12 protein-coding genes are annotated in these 11735 nt (G+C 43.5%); 4 read left to right on the top strand and 8 right to left on the bottom strand.

Features of this window, described 5'->3' with window-relative positions:
• Positions 1–184: 184 nt before the first annotated feature.
• A complete protein-coding gene (acnA, locus tag JMX48_RS11770; protein WP_201538011.1) occupies positions 185–3013 on the bottom strand; it encodes an aconitate hydratase AcnA in 2829 nt (942 codons plus the stop codon).
• 337 nt (positions 3014–3350) lie between these two features.
• Entirely contained in the window at positions 3351–4343 is a 993-nt protein-coding gene (locus JMX48_RS11765) for a DUF3025 domain-containing protein (protein ID WP_201538009.1), read from the bottom strand.
• Between the two features lie 113 nt (positions 4344–4456).
• Between JMX48_RS11765 and JMX48_RS11760 the strand changes: the two genes are divergently transcribed.
• Both JMX48_RS11760 and JMX48_RS11755 read left to right on the top strand, forming a co-directional pair.
• Positions 4457–5173, top strand: a complete 717-nt coding sequence (locus tag JMX48_RS11760; RefSeq protein ID WP_201538007.1) for a metal-dependent hydrolase — start codon at positions 4457–4459, stop codon at positions 5171–5173.
• 71 nt (positions 5174–5244) lie between these two features.
• Complete coding sequence (locus JMX48_RS11755) at positions 5245–5814, top strand: YchJ family protein (protein ID WP_201538005.1); 570 nt, start codon at positions 5245–5247, stop codon at positions 5812–5814.
• On the opposite strand, the gene JMX48_RS11750 is transcribed toward JMX48_RS11755, so the two are convergent.
• The 6 genes from JMX48_RS11750 to JMX48_RS11725 all read right to left on the bottom strand — a co-directional run bounded on the left by JMX48_RS11750 (position 5811) and on the right by JMX48_RS11725 (position 10002).
• Complete coding sequence (locus tag JMX48_RS11750; protein WP_201538003.1) at positions 5811–5999, bottom strand: hypothetical protein; 189 nt, start codon at positions 5997–5999, stop codon at positions 5811–5813. The genes JMX48_RS11755 and JMX48_RS11750 overlap by 4 nt on opposite strands.
• Before the next feature lie 27 nt (positions 6000–6026).
• Positions 6027–6272 carry a hypothetical protein gene (locus tag JMX48_RS11745; RefSeq protein ID WP_201538001.1) on the bottom strand — a complete coding sequence of 82 codons (246 nt, stop codon included), beginning with the start codon at positions 6270–6272 and terminating at the stop codon, positions 6027–6029.
• Between the two features lie 2 nt (positions 6273–6274).
• Positions 6275–7390, bottom strand: coding sequence for an AAA family ATPase (locus tag JMX48_RS11740; protein WP_201537999.1), 1116 nt, complete (start codon positions 7388–7390; stop codon positions 6275–6277).
• 75 nt (positions 7391–7465) lie between these two features.
• Positions 7466–8374 (bottom strand): class II glutamine amidotransferase, encoded by a 909-nt coding sequence (locus JMX48_RS11735; RefSeq protein WP_201537997.1) that lies wholly within the window; start codon positions 8372–8374, stop codon positions 7466–7468.
• Positions 8375–8707, bottom strand: coding sequence for a hypothetical protein (locus tag JMX48_RS14120; RefSeq protein WP_227688002.1), 333 nt, complete (start codon positions 8705–8707; stop codon positions 8375–8377).
• Between the two features lie 47 nt (positions 8708–8754).
• Complete coding sequence (locus JMX48_RS11725; protein ID WP_201537995.1) at positions 8755–10002, bottom strand: homoserine kinase; 1248 nt, start codon at positions 10000–10002, stop codon at positions 8755–8757.
• Positions 10003–10190: 188 nt separating this feature from the next.
• Here JMX48_RS11725 and hisF point away from each other — a divergent pair, with 188 nt between their 5' ends.
• Positions 10191–10973 carry an imidazole glycerol phosphate synthase subunit HisF gene (gene hisF, locus JMX48_RS11720; RefSeq protein WP_201537993.1) on the top strand — a complete coding sequence of 261 codons (783 nt, stop codon included), beginning with the start codon at positions 10191–10193 and terminating at the stop codon, positions 10971–10973.
• A gap of 197 nt (positions 10974–11170) precedes the next feature.
• Positions 11171–11692: a 6,7-dimethyl-8-ribityllumazine synthase gene (gene ribE / locus JMX48_RS11715; protein ID WP_201537991.1), complete on the top strand. Its 522-nt coding sequence runs from the start codon at positions 11171–11173 to the stop codon at positions 11690–11692.
• Positions 11693–11735 lie beyond the last annotated feature (43 nt).

The following is an 11735-nucleotide window of genomic DNA, read 5'->3' as shown; positions in this document are numbered from 1 at the left end:
AGGGTGGATGGAGAATAATCTACCTAAACTGTTTCATGATATGGGTTGTATCTCTTTTATTCTGGATTGACTATATAGAGTCGGTTACGAACTGTACCCTATCTATCAACTCTTTCTACATTAATATACAAAAAAGCCCAGTCATCACGACTGGGCTTTTTATCATATAAATTCTAATCTATCACTAACCTGCTTCTTTACTCTCAGCAGCCAATTGACGTAGCACATAATGCAATACGCCGCCATGACGCACATACTCGCGCTCTTTTGGTGTCTGTAGCATGACATTGACATCAAAGCTCTCAGTCGAGCCATCGGCACGTGTCGCAGTGACTTTTGCCGTCTTACTTTCACCATTGTCGAGGCCTGTGATACTAAGCACTTCTGACCCATCAAGCTTGTAGGTAGCTGCATTTTCGCCGTCTTTGAAGGTCAACGGTAATACACCCATACCGACGAGGTTCGAGCGGTGAATACGTTCAAATGAGCTGGTCAAAACCGCTTTTACGCCAAGCAGAATCGTACCTTTGGCTGCCCAGTCACGACTAGAACCAGAACCATACTCTGCCCCACCCAATACCACGAGCGGACGCTTGTCTTCTTTATATTTCATCGCGGCATCATAGATGGCCATTTCTTCGCCATCTGCTAACTTAGCGCTGTCACCTTTAAAGTAATAAGTATAGCCACCTTCTTTACCATTCATCATGGTGTTTTTGATGCGGATATTGGCAAAGGTACCACGGGTCATGACCGCATCGTTACCACGGCGTGAGCCATAACTATTAAAGTCAGCTTGCATCACACCACGCTCTTGCAAGTATTTACCTGCTGGTGAATCTGGATCAATATTACCCGCTGGTGAGATATGATCGGTGGTGATTGAGTCACCAAACAGACCTAAGATACGCGCGCCTTCGATATCAAGAATACCTTCTGGCTCCATGGTCATACCATCAAAGAACGGTGGGTTTTTGATATAAGTAGATTCTTCGCTCCATGGGTACAGCTGGCTATCAGCTGAGCTAATCGCATTCCATGCTTTACTACCTTCGAACACTTCACCGTAGTTTTTGCGGAACATATCAGCATCGATGTTATTGGCAATCAGCTCATTGATCTCTTCTGATGTTGGCCAAATGTCTTTTAAATAGACATCGTTGCCGTCTTGGTCTTGACCCAGCGGATGGGTGGTCATATCGATATCGACCGTACCTGCCAGCGCATAAGCCACGACTAATGGCGGTGACGCCAAATAACTGGCTTTAACATGCGAGTGAATGCGACCTTCAAAGTTACGGTTACCTGACAGTACAGCAGCAGCGACTAGATCACTCTCTTCAATACCTTTCTCGATACTCTCAAGCAGCGGCCCTGAGTTACCGATACACGTGGTACAACCATAACCGACTAAGTAAAAGCCTGTTTTTTCTAGCTCATCCATCAGTTTGGTTTTTTCTAGATAATCAGTTACGACTTTAGAACCAGGCGCTAAGGACGTTTTGACCCATGGCTTGGCTTTTAGCCCTTTTGCGGCCGCTTTTTTGGCAACTAAACCAGCGCCAATCATAACCGCAGGGTTTGAGGTGTTGGTACAAGAAGTAATAGCAGCGATAACCACGGATCCATCACGCAGCTTATAGTCTCTATCATTGATATTAACGGTGGAGAATACGCCATTGGCAGGTTGATAGCCTTCATCTTGACTATTATCCATTTTGGGTTTTGCTGCCAAGGTTTCCGCTTGCTCTTGTTCACCGCCTTCTTGATCGAAGCGTACTTTCCCTTCCACTTCTGACTTGCGATCTTTGGTCATTTTTGCGAGCGTTTCGCCAAATTTTTCATGCATATCGGATAGGTCGATACGCTGCTGTGGCAAGTTAGGACCGGCGAGCGCTGGCCTTACGGATGACAAATCTAGCTCTAGATTGCTTGAATACGTTGCCGCTGGCGTATCAGCATCGTGCCATAAGCCTTGCGCTTTGGCGTATTTTTCGACCAGCTCAATTTGTGTTTCATCACGCCCAGACAGACGTAAATAATCAATGGCCATTTGGTCAATTGGAAAAATACCACAGGTAGCGCCATACTCTGGTGCCATGTTGGCAATCGTGGCACGATCAGCAAGCGGCATACTGTGTAAACCCTCACCATAAAATTCGACGAATTTACCAACTACGCCATGCGCTCGTAGCATCTCAACCACACGCAATACCAAATCTGTTGCGGTGACACCTTCAGTCAGTTTGCCTTTCAATTCAAAGCCAACGACTTGTGGAATCAGCATTGAGGAGGGCTGACCAAGCATTGCCGCTTCCGCTTCAATACCGCCCACGCCCCAACCGAGCACGCCAATACCATTAATCATGGTCGTATGACTGTCGGTACCGAACACCGTATCAGGATACGCTGTCAGCTCTCCCTCTACGTCGGCTGCCATCACAACACGTGCTAAATACTCAAGGTTGACCTGATGCACAATACCCGTCGCTGGTGGTACGACAACGAAATTCTCAAAAGCATTGCGGCCCCAATGCAGGAACTCATAACGCTCATTATTGCGCTTAAATTCAATTTTTTCGTTCAAGTCTAGCGCATCTTCGCGGCCATAAGCATCCACTTGTACGGAATGATCGACCACCAGCTCGCTAGGGATAAACGGGTTGATTTGCTCGGCTTTACCGCCCAGCTCAACGACCGCATCACGCATGGCTGCCAAATCGACGACCGATGGCACACCTGTAAAATCTTGCAAGACGACTCGTGCTGGCATAAAGGCGATTTCTTTTGAGGCTTCAGCGCCTGCATCCCAGTTAGCAACGGCTTCAATGTGGTTTTCGCCGACCGATTGACCGCCATCTTCGTTGCGCAGTAGGTTCTCTAAGACGACTTTCATACAAAATGGGAGTTTGCTTATATTGCTATAGGTTTTGGTGAGCGTGGGCAAACTGTAATAGGCATGTTCCTTGCCATCGACCGATAGGGTGTCTTTTACGTTAAAGATATCACTCATGGTAGCTTCCTTATCTACTAGGTAGATTGTTATGAATTTATTGTTATCACTGGTGGCTGGCTAGATTGATTATGAATTTACTTGATTAAAAAAATTGCTTAAAAACGAGTACTTAAAAATAGGCAATTACAAAATAAAAGCAAGCCTCATCGGATTGGTATCTTCGTAAAATAAGCATAAACAAAAATGCTGCTAAACGTTGTGGCGTTAGGAATAACTCCTTATATACCATAACAAACATACCGTGCTTTGGGAACGCTTAGAGGTTGTCAAATCGTGGCACAATCGTAAACAGAGCTATGGTTGAACGAGCTATTTATAGGCATCTAAGGTCTTCTTAAACGTTGTTTTTCTGGCGGCGACCATGACGAAAGACATAATTGTCCTCGTAAAAGTGAGGATTCTCATTTTCCGCCCAAAAATACGGCACACCCAAAATAGGCAATGGCGCAAACTGTCGCGGAGTCACGTCATCTTTTAACAATAACTCATGCATGTATTGTGCAACTTTATTATCCAAATAACGCATACGCTCAGATGGTGATAAAGTAAAGAAATCGGGCGTTACCGTGACAATGATACTGTGCGCACATAAAGGTTTGCGCGGTTGCACCAACTGCTCAAGCAAGGCATGACCAAAAATATATACGGCGGCTTCGGCGTGGGGATTCGTTTGTTTTGGATTATCCCACTGAGCACGTGGTTTGACCAAACTTGCCTGCCAGTCAAAATCAATCAATGCGTCACTGACACGTATATTAGACGTGACTAGCACCGCCCCATTTTCATCAAATATGGTAATAGTATCGCGAACACGTCCCCGACTCTCGCGTATGCCCTGCTCTGCGATTTCAATCATATGATGATAATTGAGCACTGCCTTGGTTTTAGGGAAAGTCAGCCAAATACTGCCGTTAAACAAATCATGCAAATTATCACGCGTTGGAATATTGCCCGTCGTGGCGATAAAACTTTCGTACGCTTCGCCTTCAGGTAAGGCGTTTTGTGAGACAAATCTTAGTATCTGCGCTTGCTGAGCATGAATGGGTTTCGTGGTTGGTGATGTGACTTGTGATTTTAATGCTTCGTTTAATAGACTGGCGATAATATCGATTGGCTGATCATCATGCGTGATCTGATTTTTTTGCTCATTTGAACCACTTAGGTTTTTCACGGCATCACCGATAAGTGCCAATTGATTTAGATGGCTTAACCACGGCGCGTGCCAGTCAATATCAGTAAAGCTGCTATCAAGTATCCTATCAAATGACAGGGCATTATTAAAACAGCGATCCGCATAAGGTTTGATGGGTAAATCAGTAGCAGTCATAGGCGTGATCTCTATTAGATGTATGGCTGGTCTATGGTATCATGGTGCGCTTTTTTACGGCTAGATGAGCCGCTCGAAAGGTCTTTTTGAGCGCTATGGATGAATGAGTTTTTATGGCAAATTTTAATACCCACTTAAATGTCGCTTTCATGACCAGTGGTACGCTAAGTTTAACGGTTTATAAAGCAGGATTGGTTGATGATTCGGGATTTTTGATGTGCGTGGCGCTCGGCACCATCGGCGGGCTGTTGCCTGATTTGGATTCTGACCACTCAACCCCGATTAAGCTGGGTTTCAACATTACTTCTTTTGTTTTTGCCTTTGGTCTCGTTATGCACTGGCGCAGTGATTTGAGCTTATTGGCGCTGATCGTTTTGTGGCTGGCAGGCTATGGTTTTATGCGGTATGTGGTCTTTCATGTTTTTACCACTATGACGGTACATCGCGGTGTCATCCACTCCGTGCCTTATATGGCGATATTGGGGCTAGGGTTAACCTGTCTCAGCTATTACGTGCTACAAATTCCACTGGCTGCCAGTTGGTTTTATGGTTTGTTTTTATTTGGCGGTGCGATTGTGCATTTGTCGTTGGATGAGCTGTATAGCGTCAACTTGTCAGGTATGAAAATGAAGCGCTCATCGGGTACAGCGATGAAGTTTTATCAACCCAAAGACAAATGGTGGTATTTATTACTATATACGCTGCTGGCAATGCTGGTATATCTGTCTCCACCCTTTGATCCGTTTAAACAGCAACTGCGTGATCCGGCAGCATGGGCACAGTTAAAAGTAGGTATACTGCCTGATCTAATGGAAGACATGCTGCGTTAAAAACTGATACCAGCAGTACTGTAGCGTTTTTTAGGTATTTTACTATAGCCATTTTAAAGTGGATGAACCCTATGCAACTCTGTCCTTGCCGAATCGCGCCCTCATTGTCTTTTTTGACAAAACCCATCGCCTATAAAGACTGCTGCCAGCCTTATCACGAGAGCCTTTGTAATGAAAAAACTGATAAAGCAAACAGTCTAGAAGCAGAAAATGCCGAACGGCTAATGCGCACGCGTTATAGCGCGTTTGTTTTGGTCAAACCAGAATATATCGTCAAGACAACCCTACCCGCGCAACAAGCATTGCTGGATATCAAGTCGATTGAATCGTGGGCAAAAGAGACAAATTGGGCAGGGTTAGAGATTGTAGAGCACACACCAAAACTTGGCAAACGTCATGCGCAGGTTGAGTTTAAGGCTTATTATCATATCTTTGACGATGCGGCGAATACCTTAGAAGGAAAAGTAAAGGCACATCACGAGCTGTCTGCCTTCGTAAAGGTCAAAGACAAAGCTCATAACGATACGCGCTGGTATTTCCTTGACCCAACCGTTTCAATGACAGTGAGTCAAAAGCAGCCCTGCATTTGCGGGTCTGGTGAGAAGTTTAAACGGTGTTGTGGGGCTTATTTGGGTAATTAAAGTGCTTGATAACGCTCGTATAAACCTTCCATTTGATCGATGTGCTTGTCGTTAGATAATAATTCAATACCATTTATTTTAGCCGTGGCAAAGTGAAAGACATCAAACTTTCGCTTTTCTAAGTTCTTTGGTATGCCTTTACTATCCGCCTCATATTTATCTAAACGGTATAGGTTGGTCGCCAAATCCGTTACGTCTTTACTAATATCTAGCTAAGTAAACTCTTCAACCGCTGCTCTAAATTTATCAAAATCTTCACTCTCATTCTGACCAAATTTTCTTAAAAACTCATATCTTAGTAACGGCGTAATAACCAATTCGACATTATCATCATTAATGAGTGCCAACAAATCAGTCAATCGCTGAATAAGATTAATATCATTTTCATCAATATTTTTACCTTCTAAAAGATAAGTCAAAAAGTTTGAGTCTAATAACTTCGCAATTTCTGTATCCATTATTATTGCGTTCCCTCTCTAAGCTCATTGATTCGCTTTTCTAGCAGTTCAGATAGCATTTTTTTTGCGTTTTTTTGCTGCGGTGCGTTATCACGCGACAGCTTCAAACGATTAATATCAATATCAAAAGCATCTTTTAACAAGTCTATAAATGCTGCATTATTGGGATGCTCTATCAGCTCCGTTTTTACAACCCCATCTTCTTTATCACGATATAACTCATAAGCTTCGCCATGTTGCAGTTGGCTCAAAACGATAGCGGAATGAGTGGTAATATAAAACGTGGTATTGGGAAACAAACGCTTCAAAGTAGGAATAATAGTTGCCTGCCATTTGGTATGTAGATGATTTTCAATTTCATCGATAAATACCACGCCTTTGACATGAGCAATATTAGTTTCATTGGTGAAATAGCTATAACCTGCGATGATAGATTGCATGATTTTCAATAAGGAAGCAAAGCCGCTTGATAGTTCTGATAACTCAGTTTTCTTACTATCAACTTTAATAAATACACGGTTATTTCCTGAGATTTCAAGAAACTTACTGTCGATTCTTTCATCAACTTTATTAAGTAAGTTTAGCAGTGTGGTAATTTCAATCTCACGGTTATCTTCGGCGGCTTGATAAGGATTAGCAGATTGAGCGCGTTGAATAATCCATTGGTTCAATAGCTCATTCATTCCAAGACTTTGCATCTCTTTATTATTCAAAGCAGAAAAATTGTTATTAATGTGTTTTGATCGACGAGCACTATAATCCCAAATATTTTTATCGAAGCTACCTTCTTGATATTCAACTGTGCCTCGATTTAGAGCACCAATCATTACTGCTGGCAAGTTATGACTTTCAAAACTCATTAAATCTTTATTAGAAGTATCATTAAAAGTTCTGTTATCAGAAATTATATTGCTAAATGCAGATAGTTCATCACTCATAATATTAGCGTAAAGGAGTCCATTGGTAGTAAAGCATAGAGTAAACAACGCCTCCAAACACTTTGTCTTGCCGATACCGTTTTCACCAATCAGGCAATACACTCTTTGGTCAGCTTGAAAACTGAGATGTACATCGCCAACCCCTACCAGCTGTTTGATTTGAATGTCATTGCCTAACATGGCTTCACCTAATTTTTAGTTCATTATTAATTTTATGATGGAACAACCCATTTCAAAATACAAGTCGATTAACCTCTAAACACTCGCCCCAACTGCTCTTGCAATCGCAATGCCTTCATCAACCGTCAAAAACTTGCGCTGGCTGGGGCTGTCTTTATAAATGACATCGCCATCTTGAAAGATGAGACATTCATTGACGGCCAATTGTTGCCATTTTTCATTTTCAGTGAGCGGGACGGTGACTAGGATAGTGACTTTATCCGTGTCGGTTGTCACATCACCAAAGTTAATCGCCAGATCATCATCTGCCAATTTGGCTTCACCAAATGGTGCTTTGCGCGTGAGATAAAACAACAAGCTACCCGCATAAGCCATTTGCCACTTGCCATTCGATATCAAGCAATTAAACAGACCATTAGCAGACAGATAGCGACATTGTGTGGTCAAAAAACTAAACAAGGTCTTGTCGTCAGGGCGCGTTTTAAAGCTACTTTTTAGGCGATTCACCAAATAGCAAAATGCCATTTCAGAATCCGTATTGCCGACGGGCTGGCAGTGTGAGGCGTTGCCATTGTCTTGTAGACGCTGACAGCGTTTGATAAATTCGCTGTTCATTTGTCCATTATGCGCAAATACCCACTGTTCGCCCCAAACTTCACGAACGAAAGGATGGGTATTCGCCAAGCAATTCTGCCCTTGGGTCGCTTTACGAATATGGGCGATGACATTCATGGCTTTAATGGGGTAATTATTGACCAAATCTGCCACTGGCGATAAGTGGCTGGGACGATTGTCATGGAATAGACGCAAACCTGTTGATGCATTTGCCGATTCATCATTATTTGAGCATTCGCTACGCTCAAAAAACGCAATGCCAAAACCATCTTCATGGCTGTCGGTCATGCCGCCGCGCTTGCGAAAGCCTGCGAAGCTAAAGCCGATATCGGTTGGCGTATTACAGTTCATTCCTAAGAGTTGGCACATTTACGCGTTACCACCTTTATTATATTGATTGTCTGCTGAGCCATGATTGACTTGACTGCCTGACCCAATGCCAAGCTCGACATCACTCATATTCGCTAATAAATCCGCACCAGAAGTTTCGTTGCTTTCAACACCACTTAAGATACGCTGCGCTTGTGCCAACTCTGCGTGCTCTACCCATAAAATAACACCAGAATTCATACCGGGTATGGCGCTTAGCGGTTGTAAGGAGACAGTAATATTATTATTACGCAGCAGATTGGCATGCAGCTCCCCTTGCATATTGGTGTCGTAGCGTGCCAGTTTGTGCCAGTTATCAACGTCGTTGGTCATGATGAAATCCTTTTAAATACTTATAAATATGACTTGTTGCTATACTTTTAATTGCAACCAAATCCTGATGACCAGTTAATGTGGTTTAACGGATAAGCATCAATATGAAACCCGTTAGGATAATCTTTGAAACCAGATTGTAATTTTAATTGTTCAAGGGCTTCTTGTGCTTGTTGCTCAGTCGCAAATACCCCGATCAATTTGAAGTCTTCGACATCGTTGGTTTTATCATCGTCTTTATAACGCGCATGTTCTAGTACAAACACCATATTTTGTGATTTTTCTACATGCGACCAATGATAAGCTGCCAATCGCTTCATCAAGTCAGGGTTTTTGACCATGATATTATCGCCAGTACGCCCTTCGGTACGGTTGTAATGGATCACATTTAGGCGCAATAACCAAAAAATTACCGCTGCTTTGGCGAGCATCACTGGCAAAGCGCGTTTTTCATCGTTGCCAAGTGGTCGTTTCGACTCATAACCCTGTAAAAAAGCCGCCATTTTACTGCGGTCAAAATTCACCGACTCGCCTTGCTCCGCATCGCCCCACGTGGTACAAAAATCATTAATGGTAATGGCAATATCCATCACATAATGCTCGACGCTGACTTCGGTAAAGTCTAACAAACCCGTTAAGCGCTCTTCGCCTTTTTGCAAGTTCCATAAGGTGTTATCGGCAAACATATCTAGATGACATAAGCCTTTTGGCAAAGTTGCTAGCGGTAAATCGCTATAAGCCCGCCAAATATCACTCATCAGCTTGGCTTCATCAGATGGCATAAACTGACTTTCACGATCGCGCACCTCACTCCATGGATACAAAGGCACACCATATTGTTCGCTTGGCTGTAGCGCTTGCAACGTCTCATGAAGCATAGCTAAAGCTGTCCCAATATCATGACACATCGCTTGGGTGGTTTGCTGTGGATGCGCCCCTGCGAGGCAAGGCACAAGCGTAATGGCTTTGTCCTCATAATGGATGACATAGCGTTTATCACTATCAGCATCCGTTTTCGTCGCATCGTGCTCAATCACAGACAAGGGTGCGGCGACGGGTAATTTGCCATCTAATTGATTGAGAATCATCGCCATTTTTTCGATATCAGCAGGCGGACGCTCTTCAAATAAAGTAAACACATAAGAGTGCGCACCATCTACATCATCAGTCGTCTGAATAAACCAGTTAGAGTTCTTAATGCCTTGAGTAATCGGAATGGCGCGCGCAAACGAGACGCCAAAGCTTTGGCAAAAGGCGGCAAACTGATCGTTGGTTAACTGGGTATAAACGGACATGACATCTCACTTTTGGCAATTAAATAAAAAGTTAAATAGGATGAATTTAAATAGTAATGGTGACAATTGTAACGCGCATAAGCAAACGATAGCGAAAAGCATAATAATCTTACGAAAATCTGCCTGATATGGCGGTGGTTTTGCTAGACTAGCGCATTGAGTGAATTGATTATAAGGTGAAAGACCCTATGTTAGCAAAGCGTATCATTCCTTGTTTAGACGTTGATAATGGCCGTGTGGTCAAAGGCGTACAATTTGTCGATATCAAAGACGCAGGCGATCCCGTCGAAGTCGCCAAGCGCTATAATGAACAAGGTGCCGATGAGATTACCTTTTTGGACATTACCGCCACTAATGACGAGCGTGATACCACTTATCATACCGTTGAACGCATGGCAGAAACGGTATTTGTCCCATTAACCGTCGGTGGCGGCGTACGTAAAATCGCGGATATCCGCAATTTGCTCAATGCGGGCGCGGATAAAGTCGCGATTAATTCAGCAGCGGTCTTTACGCCAGAATTCGTTGGCGAAGCGGCGCAAAAATTTGGTAATCAATGTATCGTCGTGGCGATTGACGCCAAACGCGTTGCGGATATTGACGTTGATGGCATTCTCGTACCACGCTGGGAAATTTTCACTCATGGTGGTCGCAAACAAACTGGCATTGATGCCGTTGCTTGGGCAAGTAAAATGGCCACTCTCGGTGCGGGCGAGCTATTGGTCACCTCAATGGACGGTGATGGCACCAAAAAAGGCTATGATTTGGCATTAATGAAGCAAATCACCAGCCGCGTCAATGTGCCTGTCATTGCCTCAGGCGGCGTCGGCAATCTGCAACATTTAGCAGAAGGCGTATTAGAAGGCGGCGTCGATGCCGTACTTGCTGCCAGTATTTTTCACTTTGGCGAGTACACCGTGCAAGAAGCCAAGAAATATATGGCAGCACAAGGCATACAGATGCGCTTATAAGACGTTGGTAAAATGCCAATGAATTAGAAAAAATGTTATCATAGCGCTAACTGCTTATTATCATTTGGTTTTCGTTTATGTAGCTGTCAATTCTTTGACTAATCGCTAGTCAAATACGCTATGTGAACCTAGCATTATATTTAGCTCATTATTTATTCTTATATGTTAATTAAAAGCCCATTAGGCAAAGGATTTTTATGTCAAATTTACAACAGCAACGCAATGACGTGACCCATATCGATGGTAATTTACATCAAAACGAAGACGCTCGTATCGGTATCGTCGTTGGTCGTTTTAACGGTTTTGTCGTTGAATCATTGGTAGATGGCGCAATTGACGCCCTACTTCGTCACGGTGTATTAGGTAGCAACATTACCGTGATTCGCGTTCCTGGTGCTTTTGAGTTGCCATTGGTCGCCCAGCGCGCTGCTGAATCTGATCGTTTTGATGCCATCATTGCTTTGGGCGCGATTATTCGTGGTAGCACGCCGCATTTTGACTTTGTTGCCAGCGAATCAGCCAAAGGCTTAAGCAGCGTTGCCATCGATTATAATATTCCTGTTGCCAATGGCGTATTGACCACTGACAGCATCGAACAAGCGATTGAGCGCTCAGGTACTAAAGCAGGTAATAAAGGCTCAGAAGCGGCGATGGTCGTGTTAGAGATGATTGCTGTGCTATCACAGTTAGACATTGATGATAATAGCGATGACGCTTAGTTAAACGCGTTACTTATTCATACTCATTAATATTTGAGTGTTT

It is taken from the genome of Psychrobacter immobilis, from assembly GCF_904846225.1.
GTDB lineage: Bacteria > Pseudomonadota > Gammaproteobacteria > Pseudomonadales > Moraxellaceae > Psychrobacter > Psychrobacter immobilis_F.
Note: the sequence above shows the minus strand (reverse complement) of the source record. Positions and strands in the feature narration are given on the sequence as shown.

Excerpts from the sequence above, each read along its gene's own strand:
- acnA (WP_201538011.1), bottom strand. The coding sequence starts at position 3,013 with ATGAGTGATATCTTTAACGTAAAAGACACCCTATCGGTCGATGGCAAG.
- JMX48_RS11765 (WP_201538009.1), bottom strand. The coding sequence starts at position 4,343 with ATGACTGCTACTGATTTACCCATCAAACCTTATGCGGATCGCTGTTTT.
- JMX48_RS11760 (WP_201538007.1), top strand. The coding sequence starts at position 4,457 with ATGGCAAATTTTAATACCCACTTAAATGTCGCTTTCATGACCAGTGGT.
- JMX48_RS11755 (WP_201538005.1), top strand. The coding sequence starts at position 5,245 with ATGCAACTCTGTCCTTGCCGAATCGCGCCCTCATTGTCTTTTTTGACA.
- JMX48_RS11745 (WP_201538001.1), bottom strand. The coding sequence starts at position 6,272 with ATGGATACAGAAATTGCGAAGTTATTAGACTCAAACTTTTTGACTTAT.
- JMX48_RS11740 (WP_201537999.1), bottom strand. The coding sequence starts at position 7,390 with ATGTTAGGCAATGACATTCAAATCAAACAGCTGGTAGGGGTTGGCGAT.
- JMX48_RS11735 (WP_201537997.1), bottom strand. The coding sequence starts at position 8,374 with ATGTGCCAACTCTTAGGAATGAACTGTAATACGCCAACCGATATCGGC.
- JMX48_RS14120 (WP_227688002.1), bottom strand. The coding sequence starts at position 8,707 with ATGACCAACGACGTTGATAACTGGCACAAACTGGCACGCTACGACACC.
- JMX48_RS11725 (WP_201537995.1), bottom strand. The coding sequence starts at position 10,002 with ATGTCCGTTTATACCCAGTTAACCAACGATCAGTTTGCCGCCTTTTGC.
- hisF (WP_201537993.1), top strand. The coding sequence starts at position 10,191 with ATGTTAGCAAAGCGTATCATTCCTTGTTTAGACGTTGATAATGGCCGT.
- ribE (WP_201537991.1), top strand. The coding sequence starts at position 11,171 with ATGTCAAATTTACAACAGCAACGCAATGACGTGACCCATATCGATGGT.